This is a genomic window from Actinacidiphila bryophytorum (assembly GCF_016916835.1).
Lineage (GTDB): Bacteria > Actinomycetota > Actinomycetes > Streptomycetales > Streptomycetaceae > Actinacidiphila > Actinacidiphila bryophytorum.
In genome coordinates this window covers 167,850-193,426 of record NZ_JAFFIX010000006.1, presented here as the reverse complement: position 1 = coordinate 193,426, position 25,577 = coordinate 167,850, and the positions used below count along the sequence as shown (strand labels likewise).

21 protein-coding genes are annotated in these 25,577 nt (G+C 74.6%); 13 read left to right on the top strand and 8 right to left on the bottom strand.

All coding sequences use genetic code 11. The features are described from left to right. Window positions 1-29: 29 nt before the first annotated feature. Together JT723_RS11805 and JT723_RS11800 are read right to left on the bottom strand one after the other, a co-directional pair. On the bottom strand, window positions 30-1,610 hold the full coding sequence (locus tag JT723_RS11805; RefSeq protein ID WP_205044498.1) for a DUF5691 domain-containing protein: 1,581 nt from the start codon (window positions 1,608-1,610) through the stop codon (window positions 30-32). 575 nt (window positions 1,611-2,185) lie between these two features. Beyond that, window positions 2,186-3,556, bottom strand: a complete 1,371-nt coding sequence (locus JT723_RS11800; protein WP_205044497.1) for an SWIM zinc finger family protein — start codon at window positions 3,554-3,556, stop codon at window positions 2,186-2,188. Window positions 3,557-3,677: 121 nt separating this feature from the next. Between JT723_RS11800 and JT723_RS11795 the strand changes: the two genes are divergently transcribed. The 5 genes from JT723_RS11795 to sucD all read left to right on the top strand — a co-directional run bounded on the left by JT723_RS11795 (window position 3,678) and on the right by sucD (window position 10,910). Beyond that, complete coding sequence (locus tag JT723_RS11795; RefSeq protein ID WP_372441285.1) at window positions 3,678-4,808, top strand: ATP-binding protein; 1,131 nt, start codon at window positions 3,678-3,680, stop codon at window positions 4,806-4,808. 47 nt (window positions 4,809-4,855) lie between these two features. Next, window positions 4,856-7,333: a DUF5682 family protein gene (locus JT723_RS11790; RefSeq protein ID WP_372441291.1), complete on the top strand. Its 2,478-nt coding sequence runs from the start codon at window positions 4,856-4,858 to the stop codon at window positions 7,331-7,333. Next, window positions 7,326-8,522 (top strand): vWA domain-containing protein, encoded by a 1,197-nt coding sequence (locus tag JT723_RS11785; RefSeq protein ID WP_240165461.1) that lies wholly within the window; start codon window positions 7,326-7,328, stop codon window positions 8,520-8,522. The genes JT723_RS11790 and JT723_RS11785 overlap by 8 nt, the downstream gene beginning before the upstream one ends. Before the next feature lie 306 nt (window positions 8,523-8,828). Continuing rightward, window positions 8,829-10,001: an ADP-forming succinate--CoA ligase subunit beta gene (sucC, locus tag JT723_RS11780; protein WP_205044494.1), complete on the top strand. Its 1,173-nt coding sequence runs from the start codon at window positions 8,829-8,831 to the stop codon at window positions 9,999-10,001. Between the two features lie 21 nt (window positions 10,002-10,022). Next, entirely contained in the window at window positions 10,023-10,910 is an 888-nt protein-coding gene (sucD, locus tag JT723_RS11775) for a succinate--CoA ligase subunit alpha (protein ID WP_205044493.1), read from the top strand. Between the two features lie 71 nt (window positions 10,911-10,981). Here sucD and JT723_RS11770 read toward each other — a convergent pair whose 3' ends face one another. Further along, window positions 10,982-11,755 carry a SigE family RNA polymerase sigma factor gene (locus tag JT723_RS11770; RefSeq protein WP_205044492.1) on the bottom strand — a complete coding sequence of 258 codons (774 nt, stop codon included), beginning with the start codon at window positions 11,753-11,755 and terminating at the stop codon, window positions 10,982-10,984. Between the two features lie 337 nt (window positions 11,756-12,092). On the opposite strand from JT723_RS11770, the gene JT723_RS11765 reads away from it, so the two are divergent. Beyond that, complete coding sequence (locus tag JT723_RS11765) at window positions 12,093-13,325, top strand: cell division protein PerM (protein ID WP_240165503.1); 1,233 nt, start codon at window positions 12,093-12,095, stop codon at window positions 13,323-13,325. A 455-nt stretch (window positions 13,326-13,780) separates the two neighbouring features. On the opposite strand, the gene JT723_RS11760 is transcribed toward JT723_RS11765, so the two are convergent. After that, a complete protein-coding gene (locus tag JT723_RS11760) occupies window positions 13,781-14,566 on the bottom strand; it encodes a hypothetical protein (protein WP_205044490.1) in 786 nt (261 codons plus the stop codon). A gap of 284 nt (window positions 14,567-14,850) precedes the next feature. On the opposite strand from JT723_RS11760, the gene purN reads away from it, so the two are divergent. Together purN and purH are read left to right on the top strand one after the other, a co-directional pair. Next, complete coding sequence (purN, locus tag JT723_RS11755) at window positions 14,851-15,489, top strand: phosphoribosylglycinamide formyltransferase (RefSeq protein ID WP_205044489.1); 639 nt, start codon at window positions 14,851-14,853, stop codon at window positions 15,487-15,489. Further along, window positions 15,486-17,057 (top strand): bifunctional phosphoribosylaminoimidazolecarboxamide formyltransferase/IMP cyclohydrolase, encoded by a 1,572-nt coding sequence (gene purH / locus JT723_RS11750; RefSeq protein WP_205044488.1) that lies wholly within the window; start codon window positions 15,486-15,488, stop codon window positions 17,055-17,057. The genes purN and purH overlap by 4 nt, the downstream gene beginning before the upstream one ends. An 88-nt stretch (window positions 17,058-17,145) precedes the next feature. Here purH and JT723_RS11745 read toward each other — a convergent pair whose 3' ends face one another. Next, complete coding sequence (locus JT723_RS11745) at window positions 17,146-17,661, bottom strand: RDD family protein (protein WP_205044487.1); 516 nt, start codon at window positions 17,659-17,661, stop codon at window positions 17,146-17,148. Then, the gene (locus JT723_RS11740) at window positions 17,658-18,326 is read right to left on the bottom strand and encodes an RDD family protein (RefSeq protein ID WP_251512364.1); all 669 of its coding nucleotides are present in this window, start codon (window positions 18,324-18,326) and stop codon (window positions 17,658-17,660) included. The genes JT723_RS11745 and JT723_RS11740 overlap by 4 nt, the downstream gene beginning before the upstream one ends. 141 nt (window positions 18,327-18,467) lie before the next feature. Here JT723_RS11740 and JT723_RS11735 point away from each other — a divergent pair, with 141 nt between their 5' ends. The 4 genes from JT723_RS11735 (at window position 18,468) to JT723_RS11720 (ending at window position 22,242) form a co-directional block, all read left to right on the top strand. After that, a complete protein-coding gene (locus JT723_RS11735; protein ID WP_205044486.1) occupies window positions 18,468-19,331 on the top strand; it encodes a bifunctional methylenetetrahydrofolate dehydrogenase/methenyltetrahydrofolate cyclohydrolase in 864 nt (287 codons plus the stop codon). Then, window positions 19,321-19,719, top strand: a complete 399-nt coding sequence (locus JT723_RS11730; protein WP_205044485.1) for a DUF3017 domain-containing protein — start codon at window positions 19,321-19,323, stop codon at window positions 19,717-19,719. Before JT723_RS11735 ends, JT723_RS11730 begins: the two co-directional genes overlap by 11 nt. A 386-nt stretch (window positions 19,720-20,105) precedes the next feature. Further along, window positions 20,106-20,924, top strand: coding sequence for a helix-turn-helix domain-containing protein (locus JT723_RS11725; protein WP_307794131.1), 819 nt, complete (start codon window positions 20,106-20,108; stop codon window positions 20,922-20,924). A 328-nt stretch (window positions 20,925-21,252) separates the two neighbouring features. Beyond that, window positions 21,253-22,242 (top strand): malate dehydrogenase, encoded by a 990-nt coding sequence (locus tag JT723_RS11720; protein WP_205044483.1) that lies wholly within the window; start codon window positions 21,253-21,255, stop codon window positions 22,240-22,242. A gap of 66 nt (window positions 22,243-22,308) precedes the next feature. Here JT723_RS11720 and pdxR read toward each other — a convergent pair whose 3' ends face one another. Beyond that, a complete protein-coding gene (gene pdxR / locus JT723_RS11715; RefSeq protein WP_205044482.1) occupies window positions 22,309-23,751 on the bottom strand; it encodes a MocR-like pyridoxine biosynthesis transcription factor PdxR in 1,443 nt (480 codons plus the stop codon). A gap of 49 nt (window positions 23,752-23,800) precedes the next feature. Here pdxR and JT723_RS11710 point away from each other — a divergent pair, with 49 nt between their 5' ends. Continuing rightward, a complete protein-coding gene (locus tag JT723_RS11710) occupies window positions 23,801-24,295 on the top strand; it encodes a carboxymuconolactone decarboxylase family protein (RefSeq protein WP_205044481.1) in 495 nt (164 codons plus the stop codon). 176 nt (window positions 24,296-24,471) lie between these two features. On the opposite strand, the gene JT723_RS11705 is transcribed toward JT723_RS11710, so the two are convergent. Next, window positions 24,472-25,332: a hypothetical protein gene (locus JT723_RS11705; protein ID WP_205044626.1), complete on the bottom strand. Its 861-nt coding sequence runs from the start codon at window positions 25,330-25,332 to the stop codon at window positions 24,472-24,474. Between the last annotated feature and the right edge of the window lie 245 nt (window positions 25,333-25,577).

Here is a 25,577-nt window from a genome sequence, read left to right as displayed (position 1 = left end):
CCGGGTCGGCCGGGCTGAACCGGCCGGGCTCACGGGTGGGCCGGGCGGAGTTCGGAGAGCATCTGGGCGCGCAGGCGCAAGGTGCTGCCCAGGCGTTGGAAGGCCTCGCCCCAGTACGCCGCCGCGCCCGGTGCCGCGTCCGGCACCCCGTCCCCGCCGCCCGCCAGCGCCGCGACCTGTTCGGCACCCGCCGGGTCCAGGCAGCGCTCCGCCAGGCCCATCACCCCGCTGAAACTCCACGGGTAACTCCCCGCATCCCGCGCGATGTCCAGCGCGTCCACCACCGCCCGCCCCAGCGGCGCCGCCCACGGCACCGCACACACCCCCAGCATCTGGAACGCCTCGGACAACCCGTGCGCCGCGATGAAAGCCGCGACCCACTCCGCCCGCTCCGCCGCCGGCAGGATCGACAGCAGCTTCGCAGGATCACCCACCGCCGCCAGTGGGGCCGCCGCCGCGGGCGGCGGCCCCAGCAGCGCCCGCGCCCATCCCTCGTCCCGCTGCCGGACCGCGGCCCGGCACCACGACGCATGCAGATCCGGCTGCCAGTCGTCCAGCACCGGCAGCGCGATGATCTCCTCGGGGGTACGCCCCCCGAACCGCGCAGGCCACGTCGCCAGCGGTGCCGCGTCCACCAACTGGCCCAGCCACCACGCCCGCTCCCCCCGCCCGTTCGGCGGGCGCGGCGCCACCCCGTCCCGCTCCATCGCCGCGTCGCACTCGTACGGCGCCTCCACCGCGATCCCGTCAGGACCCAGCGACACACAACTGCGCGCCCGCGCCGCCATCCGCCCGGCCAGCGCCGACCCCGGCAGCGCCGACAGCAACTCCGCCGCCGTCGCCCGCACATTCCGGCTCCGGTCCGTGAGCGCCTGCTCGAGGAACGGCTCGTCCGCCCTGGACAACCCCGTCCGCAACGAGTCCAGGAACATCAGCCGGTCCTCGGCCCGCTCGCTCTTCCACGTCGCGGCCAGCAGAGCCAACGCGGTGTCGGGGGCCGACACCCGCAACCTGCTCAGCAGCGCGATGCGCTCGGCGAACAGGCCCTCCTCCCACAGCCGCTCCGCCTGCCCCGGCTCCTCAGGACCCGGCCCGTCCGCCGCGCCCGCCCCCGCCCCCGCTCGCAGCGCGTACTTCCAGTCCGGGTTCAGGCCCGCGAGCCAGCGCCCGCGCGGGCCCGCGAAAGCCAACGCGTCGGACCGCAGGTCCGTACGCGCCCGCGCCGCGTCCAGCAGCGCCGGCAGCAACTCCGGCGGCGCCGCATAGCCCTCCCGGCGGGCCGCCGCCAGCCACTGCGGCAGCAACTCCGCCAGATTCGGCGCCGAGCCGCGCCGATTCCCGCCGGAACCTGCGGTGCGGTCCGCCAGCAGCATGCCCAGCCGGCGGCGGGCCGCGTCCGGCAGGTCAGGGCGGCGGTCCTCCGCCGCGACCGGCGGCCGCTCGCCCGCCGGGCCGGGGCGGATGCCGGCTCTGCGGCGGACCACGCCGGTCGCTGCCGCGTCGAGAAGTCCCGCGGCGGCTTCCTCCGCGTCCCCCACCATGCCGCCGGGACGGCGCCGCTCCGTCCCGAGCAAGGCGCTCCCGACCAGGTCATCCCACCCGCCACCCATCCCGACCTCCCCTTTCCCCGCCCACCGGCGGACCCACGACCCGTCCCCGTCCTGCGGCACGCTCTCGCCTTTCCCCGGCGGGGGGGTGCCCAAGGTGATTGCCACTTGCTGTGGCGTTGCTTTCTTCCCGCCCGTCCGGGCTGGGCGCGCAGTTCCCCGCGCCCCTCAAAAAACGCTCACCCTCCCCCCCCCAGACGGCACCCCCCTAGGCCGTGTTTTGGAAGTCCCGCCTGCCCCGCGACGCCTGGCACGCACGCTCGCTGCGTTGTCGGAGTCGTCCGGGTAGGCCCACTACGAGGACGACCCTCCGCCTTGCGATCGCACGCACCGGACGCCGCGGGGCCCGCCCTGTGGGCGGACGGCGCTGCTTCCAAAACACGGCCTAGGGGCGCGGGGAATCCCGCGCCCAGCCCCCATGCACCGAAAGGTGCGAGCTCACAGCAAGTGGCGCCCCCCGGGGGCGCGGGGAACTGCGCGCCCAATCACCCGCCGGCCGGGAGGCGGCCGCCCACCGCAAGGGGCACCCCCCGGGGTTCGGGGAACTGCCACCACGCACCGGAGGGTGCAAGGTCATCTCAGGGAGCGCGGGGGGTGGGGAGGGGGATGGGGCGCGGGGAGGCGCGGGTCCAGCCTGCGAGCGGGCGGAAGCCCGTGGCGCCGGCCTCGGCGAAGAGGGTGACGGGACGCCCTCCCGAAATGGACGCGAGGCGCCAATGGTCGGCGCCGAGCAATGGCACCGCGGCGTCATGCGCGGCATCGGCCACCCGCCAGCGGTCCTGCCCCGGGAGGGGCACGACGTCGGTGAGGAGGACGGGCCAGGCGTCGAGCCAGGGGTCCTGGGAGAGCGCCGCACCGTAGGAGTCGAGCGCGGCTCCGACCGTCGTGCCCGGGGGCACGTCCTCGGGCACGCTCGTGCCGTACCGCGTGCCGAGGACCGCGCGGAGCGGCACCGCGGCGGGGCGGAAGGCGAGGTCGGCGTCGAGGACCGTGCCGACCGGCAGGGTCAGCTCGGGCGCCCGGCCGGCCGCGCCGAAGGAGAGGAGGAGCGCGAACTGCCCGCCGACCGCGTCGTAGAGCCATATGCGACGGGTCGTCAGCCGCTCGTCGGCCGTGTCGTACTGCGCGAGGACCAGCCACTGCGCCCTGACCAGCGGTCCGGCGAGCACGTCCGCCGCGTCGACGGTGAAGCCGATCCGCGTGCGCACCGTCTCGGCCAGCGGCCCCGGCAGGCCCTGGCGGCCGAGGAAGCCGCGGGCCAGCAGGTGCAGCAGGCCCGCTTCCTCCAGCATGCGGGACGGCCAGTCGCCCCCCGCCCCGGCGGCCGTGCCCAACTGCCTCACCCGGGTGGCGAGTCCGGGGGCCTGCGCGTCGACCATGCGGGCCGCGATCTCGTCCCACTGCTGGTATCCGGCGCGGTCGGAGCCGGCGAGGCCGCTGCGCAGCAGGTCGGTGAGACGCTGTTCCAGCTCGGCCGCACCGCCCTCCACGCGGATGGCCCGCCGCTCGGCTCTTTTTCTCGCCGCGTCGAGGCCGGCCGCGGCGGCGTCCGGTTCCGGCTCGGCGTCGGAGCCGGCGGCCGCAGCGGCGGCCTCCGCTTTCTTCCTGCGGGCCGCCGTCCACTGCTCGGCCCACTCCGGTGCCGCCGCCCCCGCGGCGACCGGGCCGCCGTCCCCTTCTGCCCAGAGCAGGAGCAGCCCCAGCGCGTGCTTGCACGGGAACTTCCGGCTCGGGCACGAGCAGGCGAAAGCCGGTCCGCTCAGGTCGACCACCGTCTGATACGGCCTGCTGCCGCTGCCCGCGCACAGCCCCCACACCGCGGCCCCCGCCGCGCCCGTGCCGGACCACGGCGCGGGCGCCGCGAGCCGCGTGCCCGCGGTGCGTGACGCCGCGTCAGGCGCGAGCGCGAGCACCTGGTCCGCTGTCCACCGAGCTTCCGTGTCCTCCATGCAGACCACGCTAGGACCGACCACTGACAATCGCCCTGACCTGCGCGGATCGCGGACGGTGACGGATTGTCAGTGGTGGGGTGCAAGGTGGGGGCAGTACGGATCGAGCGGGTCCGTTCCGATGATGTGGGGGAGAGCCATGACCGCTACGACGAGCGCCGCGGCCGGCGCCGAGCAGGCCCTGCGGCCGCACGCCGAGGAGGCCTTCGCGGCCGAGCTGGGCGCGCTCGCCGCTGTCGACGACCGCCCGCGTCCGGCGCGCTGGAAGCTGTCCCCGTGGGCGGTCGCGACCTATCTGCTCGGGGGGACGCTGCAGGACGGCACCGTCGTCACACCCAAGTACGTGGGGCCGCGACGGATCGTGGAGGTGGCCGTCACGACTCTCGCGACCGACCGGGCGCTGCTGCTGCTGGGGGTGCCGGGCACCGCGAAGACCTGGGTGTCGGAGCATCTGGCCGCCGCGATCAGCGGCGACTCGACGCTGCTGGTGCAGGGCACGGCGGGCACTCCGGAGGAGGCGATCCGCTACGGGTGGAACTACGCGCAGCTGCTCACGCACGGCCCGAGCCGCGCGGCGCTGGTGCACAGCCCGGTGATGCGGGCGATGGCCGAGGGCCGCATCGCGCGGGTGGAGGAGCTGACCCGCATCCCGGCGGACGTGCAGGACTCGCTGATCACGATCCTGTCGGAGAAGACGCTGCCGATACCGGAGCTGGGCACGGAGACGCAGGCGGTGCGCGGCTTCAACCTGATCGCGACGGCCAACGACCGGGACCGGGGGGTCAACGACCTGTCGAGCGCGCTGCGCCGCCGGTTCAACACGGTGGTGCTGCCGCTGCCGGCCAGCGCGGAGGACGAGGTGGAGATCGTCTCCCGCCGGGTCGGCCAGATCGGCGCGGGCCTGGACCTCCCGGCGGCCCCGCGCGGGGCCGACGAGATCCGCCGGGTCGTCACCGTCTTCCGCGAACTGCGCGGCGGTGTCACCGAGGACGGCCGTACGAAGGTCAAGTCCCCCTCGGGGACCCTGTCCACGGCCGAGGCGATCTCGGTGGTCACCTACGGCCTGGCGCTGGCCGCCCACTTCGGCGACGGTGTGCTGCGCGCCGGCGACATCGCGGCCGGCATCCTCGGCGCCGTCGTCCGCGACCCGGCCGCCGACCGGCTGATCTGGCAGGAGTATCTGGAGACCGTCGTGCGGGAGCGCGACGGCTGGAAGGACTTCTACCGCGCCTGCCGCGAGGTGACGTCATGACCCCGGCGACCCGCAGGGGCGGTGCGACCGCGGAGGGGGCGGCCGCAATGCCCGTGGGAGCGGGCGCCGGCCGGCGAGGTGCGGCCCTTGCGGGGGCCGGGCTGCACTCCGCCGTGGACGGTGCGGGGTCCGCCGGAGCCGGGGGGCTCCGCGCGGACCGCGCGGCGGCCGGCGAGGTGGCCCGGGCGGTCGGCGCCGCCGAGGACGTGGTGCTGCTGGGGGTGCGGCACCACGGCCCGGGGTCGGCGCGTGCGGTGCTGGCGGCGCTGGAGGCCTACCGGCCGCAGGCGGTGCTGATCGAGGGGCCGCCGGAGGCGGACGCACTGGTCGGGCTGGCGGGGGACCCGGCGATGCGCCCGCCCGTGGCGCTGCTCGCGCATGTGGTGGACGACCCGGCGCGGGCCGCTTTCTGGCCGTTCGCCGAGTTCTCGCCCGAGTGGGTCGCCCTGCGGTGGGCGGCCGAGTCCGGCGCCGAGGTCCGCTTCATCGACCTCCCGGCCGCGCACAGCCTGGCCCTGCGCCCGGCGACCGGCGAGGACGCGGACGAGCCGGGGCCGGTGGACGGGGAGTCGGAGGCCGGGGCGGACGTGCGGGTCGACCCGCTGGCGGTGCTGGCCGGGACGGCGGGCTACGACGACCCGGAGCGGTGGTGGGAGGACGCGGTGGAGCACCGCGGCGGCGGTGCCGACGGCGACGCCGACCCGCTGGCGCCGTTCGCCGCGCTGGCCGAGGCGATGGGGGCGATCCGGGCCATCCACGGCGACGGCGGGCACTCCCAGGACCCGGTGCGGGAGGCGCACATGCGGCTGCGGCTGCGTGAGGCGCGGCGGGCGTACGAGCGGACGGCGGTGGTGTGCGGGGCCTGGCATGTGCCCGCGCTCGCCGGGCGTTCGGCGGTGGCAGCGGACCGGCAGCTGCTCAAGGGGCTGCCGAAGGCGAGGGTCGAGACGACGTGGGTGCCGTGGACGCACCGCAGGCTGGCCCGCGCCAGCGGGTACGGCGCGGGTATCGCCTCGCCGGGCTGGTACCGCCATCTGTTCACCTCCGCCGACCGCCCGGTCACCCGGTGGATGACCAAGGTGGCGGGGTTGCTGCGGGAGGAGGACCTGCCGGTCTCTTCCGCGCATGTCATCGAGGCGGTGCGGCTCGCCGACACGCTCGCGGCGATGCGCGGCCGCCCGCTGGCGGGGCTCGGCGAGACCACCGACGCGATCAGGGCGGTCATGTGCGACGGCTCCGACGTGCCGCTGGCGCTGATAAGGGACCGGCTGGTGGTCGGGGACGTGCTCGGCGAGGTCCCGCCGGACGCGCCGGCGGTGCCACTGGCCCGCGACCTGGCCCGGCAGCAGCGCACCCTGCGGCTCAAGCCCGAGGCGCTGGAGCGGCAGCTCGACCTCGACCTGCGCAAGGACACGGACGCGGCCCGCAGCCGGCTGCTTCACCGGCTGGCGCTGCTGGGCATCGGCTGGGGCGAGCCGGCCAGGGGCCGGGACAGCAAGGGCACCTTCCGGGAGACCTGGCGGCTGCGCTGGGAGCCGGAGTTGGCGGTGCGGATCGCCGAGGCCGGGATATGGGGGACGACGGTGGCCGCGGCGGCCGGGGCCAGGGCGTCGGACGCGGCCGTGCACGCGGGCACGCTCGCGGAGGTCACGGCGACCGCCGAGGCGTGCCTGCTGGCCGGTCTGCGGGACGCGCTGCCGGTGGTGATGCAGGTGCTGGCGGACCGGGCGGCGCTGGACACCGACGTGGCGCATCTGGCGGCGGCGCTGCCCGCACTGGTGCGGGCGGTGCGGTACGGCGACGTGCGCGGCACGGACTCGGCGGCGCTCGGTGAGGTCGCGGCGGGGCTGGCGCAGCGGATCTGCGTGGGCCTGCCGCCGGCCTGTGCGGGTCTGGACGCGGACGGCGCCGCGGCCATGCGGGCGCATGTGGACGAGGTGCACCGGGCGGTCGCGCTGCTGCCGGACCCAGCGCTGCGGGACCGCTGGGCGGCGGCGCTGCGCAGTGTGGCCGAGCGGGACGGCGGGATACCGGGGCTGCTGCGCGGCGCCGCGGCCCGGCTGCTGCGGGACGACGGGCGGCTGGCGGCGGACGAGGCCGCGCGGCTGATGGGGCTCGCCCTGTCGGCGGGGACGGGTCCCGCCGAGTCGGCGGGCTGGATCGAGGGCTTCCTGGCCGGCGGCGGGATGCTGCTGGTGCACGACGAGAAGCTGCTCGCGCTGGTCGACGGGTGGCTGGCGGGGGTGCCCGCGGCGGCGTTCGACGATGTGCTGCCGCTGCTGCGGCGGACCTTCGCCGAGTTCGAGCCGGGGGTGCGGCGGACGGTCGGCGAGCTGGTGCGGCGCGGCCCGTCCGCGGACCGGCAGCCGGGCGGTGCGGCGGCCGAGCCCGGCCTGCCCGGTTTCGCCGCGGCCCTCGACCGGCACCGGGCGGACGCGGCGGCCCACACCGTACGGCTGCTGCTGGGCACGACCACGACAACCGACCTGGGCACACAGGGGGATGGGGAGGCCGGCGATGACTGACGAGGGCCGGAAGGGGGGCCTGGCGGCTGCCGGGCCGGCCGAGGAGCGGCTGCGGCGCTGGCGGCTGGTGCTGGGCGGCGGCCCTGCGGCCGACGGGACGGGGTACGAGCTGGCGGGCCGGGACGCGGCGATGGACCGCACGCTGGCCGCGCTGTACGGGTCGGGCGGAGCCGCGGCGGGGCGGCAGGAGGGCGCGGGGGAGCGTTCCGCGGGGCTCGGCGGGTCCGCGCCGCAGGTCGCCCGCTGGCTCGGCGACATCCGACGGTATTTCCCCAGCTCCGTGGTCCAGGTGATGCAGCGCGACGCCATCGACCGGCTCGGGCTGTCCGCGCTGCTGCTGGAGCCGGAGATGCTGGAGGCGGTGGAGGCCGACGTGCACCTGGTCGGCACCCTGCTGTCGCTGAACCGGGCGATGCCGGAGACGACCAAGGAGACCGCGCGGGCCGTGGTCAGGAAGGTCGTCGAGGACCTGGAGGCGCGGCTGGCGACCCGCACCCGGGCGACGCTGACGGGTGCGCTGGACCGTTCCGCGCGGGTCAGCAGGCCGCGGCACCGCGACATCGACTGGGACCGGACCATCCGGGCCAACCTGCGGCACTACCTGCCCGAGCACGGCACCGTCGTGCCGCAGCGGCTGGTCGGCTACGGCCGCGCGGACCGCTCGGTGAAGAAGGACGTGGTGCTGTGCATCGACCAGTCGGGGTCGATGGCCGCGTCCGTGGTGTACGCCTCGGTTTTCGGGGCGGTCCTGGCCTCGATGCGGTCCGTCGCCACCCGGCTGGTCGTCTTCGACACCGCGGTGGTGGACCTGACCGAGCAGCTGGCCGACCCCGTCGACGTGCTGTTCGGCACCCAGCTCGGCGGCGGGACGGACATCAACCGGGCGCTGGCGTACTGCCAGTCGCTGATCACCCGTCCGGCCGAAACCGTGGTCGTCCTGATCAGCGACCTCTACGAGGGCGGCATCAGGGACGAGATGCTCAAGCGGGTGGCGGCGATGAAGTCGTCGGGGGTGCAGTTCGTCGCGCTGCTCGCGCTGTCCGACGAGGGCGCGCCGGCGTACGACCGGGAGCACGCGGCGGCGCTGGCCGCGCTCGGCACCCCCGCCTTCGCCTGCACACCCGACCTCTTCCCCGACGTCATGGCGGCGGCGATCGAGAAGCGCCGCATCCCGATACCCGAGGCCTGACCCGGCCCCGCAGTGGCGGGAGGCCAGGCGGGAGCGGGGCACCTGTGACCGTTCTCACCGCTCACAAGCGATCCGCGATTTAGGACCCGCAGGCGCGCGGCGATAACCTGCAAGACGGACATGCCGCGTACTCGGACACCGCGTGCGCTTCCCTGGTGACAGCTGGTGACGTGCAGTCGCCCTGCCCGTAGCGGCACGCCCAGCCGGCAGGCGGCGCTGTACTCACGGCGGCAGCCACCCGCCGACGCCGGAGTGACATCCAGGCTTACTTCCAGCGGATTCCAGGGAAAAGGGAGACGGACGCGCGTGGACCTGTTCGAGTACCAGGCGAGGGATCTCTTCGCCAAGCACGGTGTACCGGTGCTGGCCGGTGAAGTCATCGACACGCCTGCGGCGGCACGCGCGGCGGCGGAGCGACTGGGCGGCCGTGCGGTCGTCAAGGCGCAGGTCAAGGTGGGTGGCCGGGGCAAGGCCGGCGGTGTGAAGCTGGCCGCGGACCCGGCCGACGCGGTCGCCAAGGCCGAGGCCATCCTCGGGATGGACATCAAGGGCCACACCGTGCACAAGGTGATGCTCGCCGAGACCGCGGACATCAAGGAGGAGTACTACGTCTCCTTCCTGCTGGACCGCACCAACCGCACCTTCCTGGCCATGGCGTCGGTCGAGGGCGGCGTCGAGATCGAGGTCGTCGCCGAGGAGAACCCCGACGCGCTCGCCAAGGTCCCGGTGGACGCGCTGGAGGGCGTGACCCCGGCCAAGGCCGCCGAGATCGTCGCCGCGGCGAAGTTCCCCGCGGACGTCGCGGAGCAGGTGGCCGACGTGCTGCAGCAGCTGTGGACCGTCTTCATCAAGGAAGACGCCCTGCTGGTCGAGGTCAACCCGCTGGTCAAGACCGGCGAGGGCAAGATCGTCGCGCTCGACGGCAAGGTCTCGCTGGACGAGAACGCCGCCTTCCGGCAGCCGGAGCACGAGGCGCTGGAGGACAAGGCCGCCGCCAACCCGCTGGAGGCCAAGGCCAAGGCCAAGGGCCTCAACTACGTCAAGCTCGACGGCGAGGTCGGCATCATCGGCAACGGCGCGGGCCTGGTGATGTCCACCCTCGACGTCGTCGCCTACGCCGGTGAGGCGCACGGCGGTGTGAAGCCCGCCAACTTCCTGGACATCGGCGGCGGCGCCTCCGCCGAGGTCATGGCCAACGGCCTGGAGATCATCCTCGGCGACCCGGACGTCAAGTCCGTGTTCGTCAACGTCTTCGGCGGCATCACCGCCTGCGACGAGGTCGCCAACGGCATCGTGCAGGCCCTGGCACTGCTGAAGTCCAAGGGCGAGGACGTCACCAAGCCGCTGGTCGTGCGCCTGGACGGCAACAACGCGGAGCTGGGTCGCAAGATCCTGTCCGACGCGAACCACCCCCTCGTACAGCGGGTGGACACCATGGACGGCGCGGCCGACAAGGCCGCCGAGCTGGCCGCGAAGTAAGGGAAGAGGACACAGACAACCATGGCTATCTTCCTCACCAAGGACAGCAAGGTCATCGTCCAGGGCATGACCGGCGCCACCGGCATGAAGCACACCACGCTGATGCTCGGCGACGGCACCAACATCGTCGGCGGTGTCAACCCGCGCAAGGCCGGCACCACCGTCACCTTCGACCAGGGCCGCGAGGTCCCGGTCTTCGGCAGCGTCAAGGAGGCCATGGAGGCCACCGGCGCGGACGTGACGGTCATCTTCGTCCCGGAGAAGTTCACCAAGGACGCCGTGGTCGAGGCCATCGAGGCCGAGATCCCGCTGGCCGTCGTGATCACCGAGGGCGTCGCGGTGCACGACTCCGCCGCCTTCTGGGCGCTCGCCCAGCAGAAGGGCAACAAGACCCGGATCATCGGCCCGAACTGCCCCGGCCTGATCACCCCCGGCCAGTCCAACGCCGGCATCATCCCGGGCGACATCACCAAGCCCGGCCGTATCGGCCTGGTGTCGAAGTCCGGCACCCTGACGTACCAGATGATGTACGAGCTGCGCGACATCGGCTTCTCGTCCGCGGTCGGCATCGGCGGCGACCCGATCATCGGCACCACGCACATCGACGCGCTCGCCGCGTTCGAGGCCGACCCCGACACCGACCTGATCGTGATGATCGGCGAGATCGGCGGCGACGCCGAGGAGCGGGCCGCGGCCTTCATCGAGAAGAACGTGACCAAGCCGGTCGTCGGCTACGTCGCCGGCTTCACCGCGCCCGAGGGCAAGACCATGGGCCACGCCGGCGCCATCGTCTCCGGCTCCTCCGGCACCGCACAGGCCAAGAAGGAGGCCCTGGAGGCCGCGGGCGTCAAGGTCGGCAAGACCCCGTCCGAGACCGCGAGGCTGGCCCGCGAGATCCTCGTCGGCTGACACCGCACCTGCCGCACCACCGCGGACGGCCCGCCCCCTCGACCGGGGGCGGGCCGTCCCGCTGCTGCTGGTCAGCCGCCCGCCGACGGTACGGCCGGCTGCTGCACCTGCTGCTGGGCGGGGCTGTGCGAGGGCCGCGGGGAGTGGTCCGGGCCGACGATCACCCCGACGGTCGTCGCCAGCACGATCACTCCGGCAGCGGCGAAGGCCCCGACCGTACGCCGCCGCACCCCGCGTTCGCTGTACTCCCGCATGCCCGCGGGCGCCGGCTCCCCCTCCGGCAGGCCGGGTTCCGCCGCCAGCAGCGCCGTCAGATGCGGCCCCGCGTCGCCCCCGTCGTACTCGTCGGGCGCCGCAGAGGCCAGCTGCCGCCGGGCGCCGATGATCCGGGACGCGGCGGCCGTCGTACTCGACTCGACCTCCGCCGCCGTCACCGCCAGGCTCAGCCCGAGCCCGTCGTGCAGCAGCAGCGCCCGCCGCCTCTCCGGGTGCAGCCGCACCAGAGCCTGCGCCAGCGCGCCCCTGTCCGCCGCGTCCTTGCCCCTGTTCTTGCGGTGCCGGCGCAGCAGCCGCTGCCAGGGCGTCATCGCGTACGTGTGCGCCGCCGCCCGCAGCCAGCCCGCCGGGTCGCTGTCCCGCGCCACCTCGGGCCAGCGCTGCCAGGCCAGGTCGAAGGCCCGCCGTACGGCCCGCGCCGCCAGTTCCCTGTCCCCCGTCAGTACGGCGACCTGGCGCCGCAGGGCGCCCGCGCTGTGCAGGTACAGCGCGTCGAAGGCGCCCTCGGGGTCGGCCGCACCGTCCGTACCGGCCGCCAGCACGGTCGCCGCCACCGGCCGGTAGACCACCCGCACCCTGACCGGGACCGGCGGCGCACCGCCCGGGCGCCCGTCCGCCGGACCCGGCTTGCGCGGCCGGGCCGTCTTGGGACCCGGCGGGGGAGCGGGAGTCGTGGCCGTGGACGTCCCCGTCGACGGGGAGCGCTTCGGCGCGGCGCCGGACGCGGGGCGCGCGGTCGGTTCGGACCGGGTCCTGTGTGTCCGTCTACGCCCGCTCACCGGTGGCCCTCTCATCCGACGGTCCGTAAAAAGCACGTATACGGAACATCGTGGGCGACACGACGACCAAACGCCTGCTGCACGGGCGAAACGGGTGTTCTTGACACCATGGGACGCCGTGACCCATATGACGCAACCGGCCCAGCCCTACCCGCCCGCCGGGGCCGGGCGGGCGCTCGCCGCGGCCCGCGCCTCCGCCGTCTCGGCCGGAGTCGCCGCGGCCGGCCTCGCGCTCGCCGCGCTCGCCGCGGTCGTCCTGCTCCTGTGGGTCGTCTCGCCCTACCCCGACAGCGGCCTCGGCGGCGCGCTGCACATCGCCACCGGGCTGTGGCTGCTCGCGCAGGGCGCCGACCTCGTACGCGACGGCACACTCAGCGGGGTGCCCGCATCCATCGGCGTCACACCGCTGCTGCTCAGCGCACTGCCCGCATGGCTGCTGCACCGGGGGACCGCGTCGGCGGTCGCCGGCGGCACGACCCGCTCCGCGGGGTGGGTGCTCGGCGGGTACCTCGGCGTCGCCGCGCCCGTGACCGTCTACGCCGCGAGCGGGCCGCTGCGGGTCGACGTCCTGTCCGCCGCCGTGTACGTGCCGCTCTTCGCGGCCCTCGCCACCGCCGCCGGCGCATGGACCGGCAGCGGGCGGCCCCGGCTCGACCGGTACGTGCCGTGGGGCGGCGACGCCGCACTGGCCCTCCGGGCCGGGGGCATCGCCACCGGCATCCTCGTCGGGGGCGGCGCACTCGTCGGCGGCGCCGCACTCGCCTGGCACGCGGGTGCCGCCGGGCACACCTTCGGTCAGCTCAGCGCGCCCATCGCCGGGCAGGCGGCCGTCGCCCTGCTCTGCGTGCTTCTCGTGCCCAACCTCGCCGTGTGGTCCGCCTCCTACGCCCTCGGGCCGGGCTTCCTCCTCGGCGCCGGCCGCACCGTGGCGCCCACCGGTGTCTCCCCCCACCCCCTGCTGCCCCGGTTCCCCCTCCTCGCCGCCGTCCCCGCGCCCGGGGGGCACGCACTCGGCTGGGCCGCGCTCGCCCTTCCCGCGCTCGCGGGGGCCGCGGTCGCCGTGTGCTGCGTACGGGCCGCGATCGGCGTGCGCCGCACCGCGGCGGTGGCCGCCGGCGCCTCCCTGGCCTGCGGCCTGGCGTTCTCGACCCTCGCCGCCTTCTCCGGCGGGCCGCTCGGCGTCGGCACGCTCGCCACGTTCGGGCCCACCTGGTGGCTCACGGCCGCCGCGGCCACGGCCTGGCCCCTGGCCGTGGCCCTCCCCCCCTCCACCCTCCTCGCCTACCTCCACACCCCCCGCTACCCCCCACCTCCCCCCGACCCCCCCATGCCCCCGCACCCCCCTACGGCGGGCCTCTAGGCCGTGTTTTGGAAGTCCCGCCTGCCCCGCGACGCCTGGCACGCACGCTCGCTGCGTTGTCGGAGTCGTCCGAGCAGGCCCACTACGAGGACGACCCTCCGCCTTGCGATCGCACGCACCGGACGCCGCGGGGCCCGCCCTGTGGGCGGACGGCCCTACTTCCAAAACACGGCCTAGCCCGGTGCCTCCCCAGCCCCCCCTGGGTGATTGCCACTTGCTGTGGCGTTGCCTTCCTTATGCCCGTTCGGGCTGGGCGCGCAGTTCCCCGCGCCCCTGAAAAACGCTCACCCTCGCACGCAGACGCACCCACAGGAAAAACGCTCACCCTGCGGGAAAGGGGCACCCACCCGGGGGCGCGGGGAACTGCGCGCCCGGTCACGACGCAGCGAAAGATGCGAGCCCGCCGTATGGGGCACCCACCCGGGGGCGCGTGGGGGTACCCCACGGGGGAGGGGCTAGCTGCGGAGGGCCGGGACGCTGCGGAGGGGCTCGGGGAGCAACTTCTGGCACGCCTGCGAAGCAGGCGTGGTCAACGCATCCTTCTTGCACGTGTAGTAGTCGCGGTAAGCGAGATGCAGCGCGAAGGACGACGCGACGATCGCAATGGTCACCGCACTGGTGACGATCCCGGTCCACGCCGCGGTCATGAAGGACCGCTGCGCGTCGGGACCGGGCGCCGGCGGCGTGGGCCGCGGCGTCTGCGTGGCGTCGGCGAGCGCCGACGCCGCGGTGGCGCGGGCCTGCGCCCTGTCCTCCGGGGACATCCGCAGTGCGCTGATGCCCCAGTAGAGGGCGAGCGCCCCGAGCAGCAGGCCGACCTCGACCCAGCCGAGTACGGCGAAGATCAGGCCCCAGCCGCCGCAGACGAGCGCGTAGCGGGAGCGGCGCTGTGCGGGGTCGGTGGGGTCGAAGCGGGGTCCTGTGCCCTGGGGGCCGCTGGGTCCCTGGTCGGGGTCGGGCCGGCGGCCGTAGGGGTCGGGGCGGCCGCCGTCCTGGGGCTGGCGGTTGCTCCACTGGCTGCCCCATGCCTGGGGCGCGCCGGGGGTGCGGACGGGCGGCGGGGGCGGTGGTGTGCCCCCTGAGGTGTCGGTGTCGCCCGAACCTTCGGGCCGCCTGGGCTGCCAGGGCCGGTCGGGTGCCCCTTCCGGCGGTGGCGCGAACGGATTGTCCTGGTCCTGGTCGCCCTCGGGCGCGCGCAGCGCAAGACGATTAAGGCCGCTGCTCATGATGTGATGCGCCATCCCCTTGGGCTCGACTCCTCGTACCGGGCTCAACGTCGTCCTGCTCTACAAGTCATACGTGACACAGGTGTCGGATACATCACGTTCACCCGCGCGCTGCACGCGCGAAGTCCCGTGCTCCCGCCAGACGCTACCTCGCGCGCGCTCCCCCGTCCCGTGGGGGCCGTGCGGAGTGCCGGTATCGTTGCTGACGGTCGGCGGTCTCGTAGGGTTCCCCGGAATCCGGCCAATCCCCGACTCGTAGGATTGTCCAAACGTTTTCCGCGAGAGAAGAGCCCCCGCCAGTGGCCGCGCACACTCCCGCCCGCAGCACTCCGACCCGACTGGTCGTCCTGGTCTCCGGTTCCGGCACGAACCTGCAGGCGCTGCTCGACGCCATCGAGGCCGACCCCTCCTACGGTGCCAGGATCGTCGCGGTGGGCGCCGACCGCGAGGGCATCGCGGGCTTGGAGCGGGCCGCCCGCGCCGGGCTGCCGACCTTCGTGGTCAAGGTCGGCGACCACGCGGACCGCGGCGCGTGGGACGCCGCGCTGACCGAGGCGACAGCGGCGTACGAGCCGGACCTCGTGGTGTCGGCCGGCTTCATGAAGATCGTCGGCAAGCACTTCCTGGCGGCCTTCGGCGGCCGGTTCATCAACACCCACCCGGCCCTGCTGCCGAGTTTCCCCGGCGCGCACGGCGTACGCGACGCGCTCGCGTACGGCGCGAAGGTCACCGGGTGCACCGTCCACTTCGTCGACGACGGCGTCGACACCGGCCCGGTCATCGCGCAGGGCGTGGTCGAGGTCAGGGCGGACGACACGGAGGAAGCGCTCCACGAGCGCATCAAGGACGTCGAGCGGCGGCTGCTGGTCGACGTCGTAGGGCGGCTGTCACGCGACGGCTACCGCATCGAAGGACGAAAGGTACGGATCCCGGCATGAGCGCCGAAGACACCCAGGGCAAGCGGCCCTTCCGCCGTGCGCTGATCAGCGTCTACGACAAGACCGGCCTGGAGGAGCTGGCCCGCGGCCTGCACGAGGCGGGTGTGGAGCTGGTGTCGACCGGCTCGACGGCCGGCCGGATCGCCGCCGCCGGGCTGCCGGTGACCCCGGTCGAGGAGCTGACCGGCTTCCCCGAGTGCCTGGACGGCCGGGTCAAGACGCTGCACCCGCGGGTGCACGCCGGAATCCTCGCCGACCTGCGCCTCGACGACCACCGGCGGCAGCTGGAGGAGCTGGGGGTGCAGCCCTTCGAGCTGGTCGTGGTCAACCTCTACCCCTTCCGCGAGACGGTGGCCTCGGGCGCGGGCGACGACGAGTGCGTCGAGCAGATCGACATCGGCGGCCCCTCGATGGTGCGCGCCGCCGCCAAGAACCACCCGTCGGTCGCCGTGGTCACCAGCCCGGCCCGCTACGCCGACGTGCTGGCCGCGGCCAAGGCGGGCGGCTTCGACCTGCACACCCGCAAGCGGCTGGCCGCCGAGGCCTTCCAGCACACCGCCGCGTACGACGTGGCCGTGGCGTCCTGGTTCGTGGACGGTTACGCGGCCGACCCGGACAACGCCTTCCCCGAGTTCGTCGGCGAGGTCTTCACCCGCCGCCAGACGCTGCGCTACGGCGAGAACCCGCACCAGCCTGCCGCGCTGTACGTGACAGGCGACGGCGGCGGCCTGGCCGGCGCCGAGCAGCTGCACGGCAAGGAGATGTCCTTCAACAACTACGTGGACACCGAGGCCGCCCGCCGGGCCGCCTACGACCACCAGGACGTCTGCGTGGCGATCATCAAGCACGCCAACCCGTGCGGTATCGCGGTCGGTTCCGACGTGGCCGACGCGCACCGCAAGGCGCACGCCTGCGACCCGCTGTCCGCCTTCGGCGGGGTCATCGCCGTCAACCGCCCGGTCTCCGTCGAGATGGCCGAGCAGGTCGCCGAGATCTTCACCGAGGTCATCGTGGCCCCCGGCTACGAGGACGGCGCTGTGGAGGTGCTGGCCCGCAAGAAGAACATCCGGGTGCTGCGGGTCGCCGCCGCGCCCGACGCGGTCGCCGAGTACAAGCCCATCGAGGGCGGCATCCTGCTCCAGGTCAAGGACCGCCTCCAGGCCGAGGGCGACGACCCGGCCACCTGGACGCTGGCCGCGGGCGAGGCCCTGTCCGCGGACGAGCTGGCCGAACTCGCCTTCGCCTGGCGCGCCTCGCGTGCCGTGAAGTCCAACGCGATCCTGCTGGCCAAGGACGGCGCCACCGTCGGCGTCGGCATGGGCCAGGTCAACCGGGTCGACTCGGCCAAGCTCGCGGTCGCCCGCGCCGGCGCGGAACGCGCGGCCGGCTCCTACGCGGCCTCCGACGCCTTCTTCCCCTTCCCCGACGGCTTCGAGGTCCTGGCGGAGGCCGGCGTCCGCGCGGTCGCCCAGCCCGGCGGCTCGATCCGCGACGAGGCCGTGGTCGAGGCGGCCCGCAAGGCCGGCGTGACGATGTACATGACCGGCACGCGGCACTTCTTCCACTGACACCGCGCCCGTCCGGCGGGCGGCACCGCGGCATCCCGCAGGAGACGGGGCCGTACCCCGCGCCAGGGGTACGGCCCCGCTCCCATTGTCACGCCTGCGGCCGGTTCCCCTCCGCGACGACGACCGAGCGGGCGATCTTGTCGGCGAACGTCTGCCGCCGGCTGTCCCACAGGGGCCACAGGAACCCGAGACCGCACGAGAGCGCGTCCAGCGCATGCGCGATCCGCCGGCGGTACGCCCGCCTGGCGCCCACGGGTTGGCCGTCGAACTGGTCCACCAGCCGCAGGCGCAGGAGGGTCTTGCCGGGAGTCAGGCCGGTACGGCCCTCGCGGGACGCCAGCAGCACCATCATCGCCAGCACCGCGAGGCGGGCGTAGACCATCGCCTGCGAGCGGCTGTGCCCCGACGTGGCTGCGTACAGCACGACGAGGGGCCAGCCCACCACGGCGCCGTCGATCGCGCTGGACGCGATGCGTACGGCCCAGTGCGCCAGCTGGCCGCTGTCATAGCGTTGCAAGGGAGCCAGCGGGTCGTACGCCGCAGCTTCGAGCTCCATCGCGTAGCCCGGGACCTGCTCCTCGGGCTGCCCCCCCAGGCTGCTCAAAACTGGTCTCTGATGACCACGGTGTGGACCATCTTGTCGGCCCACGTCTGGTTCTTGCCGTCCCACAGCGGCCACAGGTAGCCCAGACCGCACGGAATGCCGTCCAGGTAGTGCAGCCAGCGGCGGCCGAAGGCGCGGCCGAATCCGAGGGCCGAGCCGTCCGCCTCGCGCAGCAGGCGGATGCCGACGATCTTCTTGCCCGGCGTCTGGCCGGTCTTGCCCTCGCGGTAGCTGAGGAAGACGAACGCGGCCAGGCCGAGCACGATGCCGATCCAGACCAGCGCGTGGCCGGAGCCCGGCATGCTCGGCAGGTCGCAGTTGGCGGCCGTGATGCCCTGGTCGGCGCACTTGTCCTTGGCGTCCTGGACCTTCACCGCGTGCGGCAGGTCACCGGCCAGGACCAGCCCCGTCGGCACCAGCTGGACGATCAGGAAGTCGAGCAGGAACGCCCCGAGCCGCGCCCCCCAGCTCGCCAGCGGCGGCATGCCCGGCGGCAGCCCGCCCGGCTGCGGGTAGGCACCGTACGGCGGCTGCTGCGGGTAGCCGCCGTACCCCGGCTGCTGCCCGTAGGACGGCTGCTGCGGGATTCCGGGCGGGTACGGCTGGCCGTAGGGCTGCTGCGGCTGGCCGCCGTAGGGGTTCGGGGGGCCTGGTGGCTGGCTCACGTGCGGATTCCTTCGATGAGCGGGAACGACGGGACGGACCCGCCACATCGTCCGGCCCAGCGGATCGGGGCGCAAGGGTCAACCGTGCACAGGAAGTGGACGGATTGGTCCCACGCGGCCCCGATCCGGGAGTATGGGGCCATGACCGCCCAGATTCTCGATGGCAAGGCCACCGCCGCCGCGATCAAGTCCGAACTGACCGAGCGCGTCCAGGCGCTCAAGGCCCGCGGTGTCGCACCCGGCCTCGGCACGCTGCTCGTCGGCGACGACCCGGGCAGCAAGTGGTACGTCGCGGGCAAGCACCGCGACTGCGCGCAGGTCGGCATCGGCTCCATCCAGCGCGAACTGCCCGACACCGCCACGCAGGACGAGATCGAGGCGGTCGTGCGGGAACTCAACGACGACCCGGCCTGCACCGGCTACATCGTGCAGCTGCCGCTCCCCAAGGGCATCGACACCAACCGGGTGCTCGAACTCATGGACCCCGCCAAGGACGCGGACGGGCTGCACCCGACGAACCTGGGCCGGCTCGTGCTGGGCGTGCCCGCGCCGCTGCCCTGCACCCCCAACGGCATCGTCGAACTGCTCAAGCGGCACGGTGTCGCCGTGGCCGGCGCGCACGTCGTGGTCGTCGGCCGCGGCATCACCGTCGGCCGCTCCATCGGCCTGCTCCTGACCCGCAAGTCCGAGAACGCGACGGTCACGCTGTGCCACACCGGTACGCGCGACCTGGCCGCGCAGCTGCGGCAGGCCGACATCATCGTCGCCGCCGCCGGCGTGCCGCACATCGTCAAGCCCGAGGACGTCAAGGCGGGTGCCGCCGTCCTCGACGTCGGCGTCAGCCGCGACGAACACGGCAAGATCGTCGGCGACGTCCACCCCGGAGTGGCCGAGGTCGCCGCGTGGCTCTCGCCGAACCCCGGCGGCGTCGGCCCCATGACCAGGGCGCTGCTCCTGCAGAACGTGGTCGAGGCGGCGGAACGGGCGGCGGCCGATGTCCGGTGACCTCGGCCCCGGCGGGCGGCCCGCCGTGACCACCTCCACGGCCCGCCCCGAAGGCGGCGGCCGCACCGCCCCCGGCTCCTCGCCCGCGCCCGCCCGGCAGTGGCCCATCCTCCTCGTCATCTCCGGTGCGGTGATCGGGCTCGTCGTCACGGCCGCCGGCGCATTCCGCGCCGGCGTCGTCGTCGTCGGCTTCGCCCTGCTGGTCGGGGGGGCGCTCCGCTGGGGCATGCAATCGGTCGGCATGCTCGCGGTACGGTCCCGCTTCACCGACGTGATCACTTACGGCATCCTCGGGGTCGCCATCATCCTCCTGGCCCTGATGGCCCAGCCCGACCCCCTGATCCGCATCCCCTTCCTCGAGGACATCATCCACTTCTCGGTCCGTTGAACTTGCGCTGCGCTTCGCCTGGGGGGTACCTGCCCCTTGCGCTGGGTGTTCGCCTTTCCCCCGGCGGGGGCTGCGCGCGCAGTTCCCCGCGCCCCTTAAAAACGCTCACCCTGCGGGAAGGGGGCAACCATCAGGGGCGCGGGGGGAACTGCGCGCCCAGCCCGAACGGGCGGAAAGCAAGCAACGCCACAGCAAGTGGCAATCACCTGGGGGCGCGGGGAACTGCGCGCGCAACCCGCCACCGGGGAAAGGGGTATAGCCCACCGCGCGGGCAGCGCAATAGCACAACACCGGTGCGGCCGGGGGAGGTTGGGAGGAAGACCACCCGTGCGTGGACGGGGAGCTACCGTAGCTCCTGGTATTCGGTGGAACACGAAGGGCACGTCATGGGTCAGTGGGAACCACTGGCAACGCGCATCCCCCTCGACATGCGTCGCCTCGCGACGCAACTGCGGAGGATGAAGGACCGCAGCGGCCTGACGGTCCCGGCCCTGGCCGCCCGCACGGCCGAATCCGCCGACGCCTGGTCCGGATACCTGGCGGCAGCGAAGCTGCCGCCCCTGGCCGCCGTCGAGGTGCTGGCGCAGGCGAGCGGCGCGGACTACGAGCGGGTCGGCGCGTTGTGGAAGCTGGCGGAGAAGGCCGCATCCGGCTCGGGCGACCGGGGCGAGGGCAGGCCCGTACCGCAGCCGGACCCGCTGGATCCACTGGGCGCGGAGGACGGCCTGCCGGCGGGGCGCCGCCGGGCGGTGCTGCTGGCCGCGGCGGGCGTGCTCGCCGTGGCCGCGCTGCTGGCCGTCGTGCTGGCGGCGGGCGCGGGCGGCGGGCGTACGCCGACGGGCGGGGCCGACCCCACGGGCATGGGCACCGCGGACACCGGTGCGACCGCGCGGTCAGCGCCGGGGCAGGGGCGTACCCCGGGGTCGTCGAACTCCGGCGTACCGGGCACCTCGGCCGGGAGCAGCACGCTCGCGCCGGGGACCGGCACCGTGTCGCCCACCGCGGAGCCGAGCGCGGGCGGCAGCTCCGCGCCCGCGCCCACCGACGGCGTGACGTCGGCGCCGACCGTGCCCGTACCGCCTGCTTCCGGCACCGCGACGGCCGGCCCGACCGCGAGCCCGACGGCCTCTCCCACGGCGACCGCGTCGCCGACGCACACCGGACTGTGCCTGGGCCTGATCGTGCTGGGCATCTGCATAGGCTGAGGACGGAAGCACGGCACCGGGCACGGCCGGTCGTCTGCCGTCGCGCACCGGGTCGGCGTGGGCCGTGGAAGCGCGGTGCCCGGCTTCGCGGGGCGTCTCGCCGGCGCGCACCCGGGTCTGAAGCCGGGCGAAGTCCGCGCAGCGGGTGGCGGTGACCGTTGACACAGGGCCGCGGTCCGACGGCGGGGGCGGCGCGCGATAGCCTGACGGGTGGCTCTCTTGACGACGAGAGATCCGCGTTCGGGGCCGCTCGGACCACTGCCGTGGCGGCCGACCCCGGGACGGCAGCAGACCCGCAGCAGACCGCAGCAAAGGCCAGGAGAAGGCAATGACTCGCACTCCCGTCAACGTCACCGTCACAGGAGCGGCCGGCCAGATCGGCTACGCCCTCCTCTTCCGTATCGCCTCGGGCCACCTGCTCGGCGCGGACGTGCCGGTGCGGCTCAGGCTGCTGGAGATCCCGCAGGGCCTCAAGGCCGCCGAGGGCACCGCGATGGAGCTGGACGACGCGGCCTTCCCGCTGCTACGCGGCATCGACATCACCGACGACCCGAACGCGGCCTTCGACGGTGCGAACGTCGCGCTGCTGGTCGGCGCCCGCCCCCGTACCAAGGGCATGGAGCGCGGCGACCTGCTGTCGGCGAACGGCGGCATCTTCAAGCCGCAGGGCAAGGCCATCAACGACCACGCGGCCGACGACATCAAGGTCCTGGTCGTCGGCAACCCGGCGAACACCAACGCGCTGATCGCGCAGTCCGCGGCCCCCGACGTACCGGCGGAGCGCTTCACCGCGATGACCCGCCTCGACCACAACCGGGCGATCGCGCAGCTGGCGAAGCGGACCGGTGCCGCCGTCTCCGACATCAAGCGCGTGACGATCTGGGGCAACCACTCCGCCACCCAGTACCCGGACATCTTCCACGCCGAGGTCGCGGGCAAGAACGCCGCCGAGGTCGTCAACGACGAGCAGTGGCTGGCCGACACCTTCATTCCGACCGTCGCCAAGCGCGGCGCGGCCATCATCGAGGCCCGCGGCGCCTCCTCCGCGGCCTCCGCCGCGTCCGCCGCCCTCGACCACGTCCACACCTGGGTCAACGGCACCGCGGACGGCGACTGGACCTCGATGGGCATCGTCTCCGACGGCTCCTACGGCGTCCCGGCCGGCCTGATCTCGTCCTTCCCGGTCACCACCAAGGACGGCAGCTACGAGATCGTCCAGGGCCTGGACATCAACGAGTTCTCCCGCCCGCGCATCGACGCGTCCGTCAAGGAGCTGGAGGAGGAGCGGGCCGCGGTCCGCGAACTCGGCCTGATCTGAGCCCCGGCCCGATCCGAGAGCGCAACCGACGGCCCCGCCACCTGCGACCGGTGGCGGGGCCGCCGTTCACTGCGGCTCCAGCGCCCGGCACAGCAGGTCGAGCGCGGCGGAGAAGGCGTGGTCGGGCGGGGCGGCGTAACCGACGACCAGGGCCGGCGGGTGCGAGGGCGCCGCGCCGAAGGCGGGCAGGCCCGGCACGGACAGGCCCAGCCGCAGCGCCCGGTCCAGCACCGCGTCCAGCGACGCGCCCCCGGGCGGCAGGTCGAGCAGCACGTGCAGCCCGGCTGCGATGCCCGACACCCGTACGTCCGGCGCGCGTTGCCCCACCAGCTCCACGACCCGGTCCCGGCGCGCCCGGTAGCGCATCCGCATGCGCCGCACATGCCGGTCGTAGGAGCCGCCCGCGATGAACTCGGCGAGCGTCAACTGGTCGGTCACCGCGGACTGGTGGTCGGCCAGCCGCTTCTCCCGCACCACCGCGTCCAGCAGGTGCGGCGGCACCGCCAGCCACGCGAGGCGCAGCCCGGGCGCGAGGCTCTTGCTCGCGGTGCCCGCGTAGACCACGTGGTCGGGGGCGAGCGCCTGGAGCGCGGCGACGGGCTGCCGGTCGTAGCGGAACTCGCCGTCGTAGTCGTCCTCGACGATCACCCCGCCGGTGGACCTCGCCCAGGCCACGACCGCCGTGCGGCGCGCGGGCGACAGGCACACCCCCATCGGGAACTGGTGCGCGGGCGTCAGCACCACCGCGGGCACCCCCCGCCCCAGCTCCGCCACCCGCGCCCCCTCCGCGTCCACCGGCAGCGGTACGGGGTCGAGCCCGGCCGCCCGCAGCACCGTCGGGGTGTCGGGCATTCCCACCGCCTCGACGGCGGCCCGCCGCGCCCCGCGGGCGTGCAGGGCGCGGGCCACCAGGCCGACGGCCTGGGCGTATCCGGTGCACACCACCAGGTGCTCGGGGTCGGTGCGCACCCCGCGGACCCGGGCCAGGTAGCCGGCCAGCGCGGCGCGCAGCTCGGGACGGCCCCGCGGGTCGCCGTAGCCGAACGCCTCGCTGGGCGCCGCGGTCAGCGCGCGGCGGGCGGCCCGCAGCCACGCGGTCCGCGGGAAGGACGACAGGTCGGGGGTGCCGGGCCACAGCGCGTACGGCAGCCCCGTGCGGTGCGGGGAGACCTCGGCGGGGCCGCCCCGCGGGGCGTCGGGCACCCGGCGCGCGGGCCGCCGCTCCGGCAGCGAGGGCCGGTCGGCCACCGTCGTGCCCGAGCCCTGCCGGGCGGTCAGCCAGCCCTCCGCGACGAGCTGGCCGTACGCGTCGGCGACAGTGTTGCGGGCCAGGCCCAGGTCGTGCGACAGCACCCGGCTGGACGGCAGCCGCGTCCCCGGCGCGAGCCGCCCGTCCCGTACGGCCGTGCGCAGCACCTCCTCGAGACCCGCCCGGGTACGCTGCCCCGCCAGGTCGAGCAGCAGGTCGTAACTGCCGCTGCCGCGTCGCGGAGTGGCCCACTCGTTCATGCCCCAAGTGGACCACATGGCGGTGCCACTTCGCGTCTACGGTGGCTGCATGACCACGATCAACCCCGCTGACGAAGCCGTTCCCGCCGCACCGCGCCGCATCAACCTCATGGACAAGGCGCCGGACTTCTACCAGGCCATGTACGCCCTCGACAAGGCCGCCGCCCAGGGCCTCGACCCGGTGGTCCGCGAACTGGTCAGGGTCCGCGTCTCCCAGCTCAACGGCTGCGCCTTCTGCGTCGACAAGCACAGCGCCGACGCCCGCAAGACCGGCGTCACCGAGCAGAAGCTGTACGGCCTGACCGTCTGGCGCGAGACGCCCTTCTTCACCGCCCGCGAACGCGCCGCCCTCGCCCTCGCCGAGGCCATGACCCACCTCGGCGAGCACGGCGTGCCCGACGACGTCTACGACGAGGCCGCCAAGCTCTTCGACGAGGACGAACTGCCGCGGCTGCTCGCCATGGGCGTCGCCATGAACGCGTGGAACCGCATCGGCGTCACCTGCCGGATGTCACCGCAGACGCGGCACCTCGGGCCTGTCTGACAAATCCCGTCTGCGTGGCGGGGTCTGGCACGTACGCTGGCTGCGTTGTCGGTCGTCGGCGCAGCCCTCCCCCTGCCTTCGGCGGGAGGTGCCCCCTGCGCTCTCCTCCCTCCGCTGGGGGTACCTCCGCCGAAGGCAGGGGGACATCGCACGCACCAGACCCCGCCACGCCCGCCCTATGGGCGGACGACGCTATTTGCCAGACAGGCCCTCGGCGCATCCTCCTGCGCGGTCTCCTCCGCGCCGCCCTCCCCGAAACGGGCCAGCACCAGCGCGCCCGCCACCGCCAGGGCGAAACCCGCCACCGCGACCGGCGCCCAGCCCGGGCGGGTGCGGTCGTCCAGCGCGACCACACCCACCAGGGCAGGGCCGACCGTCTCGCCGATCACCATGCCCGCGGTCGCCGCCGTCACCGAACCGCGGCTCAGCGCCGAGGTCAGCAGCAGGAAGGCGGCGGCGCCGCCCAGCAGCAGCGCCACCAGGGCCGGGCTCGCCACCCCGTCCACGAGCCGCACCGCGACCTCCACGACGCCGAAGCCCAGCCCCGCGCCCAGGCCGAGCACCGCCGCCCGGGCGCGCCCCGGCAGCCGGCCCCCGGCCGCCCCCACCAGCAGCACCGCGCCCGCCGCCACGAGCGTCCCCCAGCGCAGGGCCGCACTCCCGTGCCCTGAGCCCTCACCGCCCGAGGCCAGGCCCAGCAGGGCCATGCCGCCGCAGACGGTGCCCACGGCGGCCCATTCCTTACGTGACAGCGCCGCTTTCAGCATGCGGCTCGCCGCGACCGCGGTCACCGCCAGGCTGGCCGCCAGCGCCGCGCCCACGGCGTAGATCGGCAGCGAGCGCAGGGCGATCAGCTCCAGGCCGAAGCCGAGGCCGTCGAGGGCGAGCCCGGCGATGTACGTGCGCTGGGCGAGCGCACGGGCCAGCAGCCGGGCGTCCACGCCCGAGCCGCTGCCGGGCTCGGCCGCCCTGGCGCCCACTGCTTGCAGCACGGACGCCACCCCGAAACACACCGCGGCCCCGAGCGCCGCGACCATCCCACCAATCACGCCCCCGACCCTACGGCGCCGCCTTCCCCCTGCGGGGGGCGCGAAGGTGATTGCCTCTTGCTGTGGCGTTGCTTTCTTCCCGCCCATCCTGGCTGGCCGCGCAGTTCCCCGCGCCCCTTCAGGTCCTGCCCCTTGCGGTGGGCGGTCGGCTTTCCCGCCGTCGTGGCTGGCCGCGCAGTTCCCCGCCCCCCTGGGGGGTGCCCTCTCTCGCAGAGCTGGCGCTTTCAGGCGGC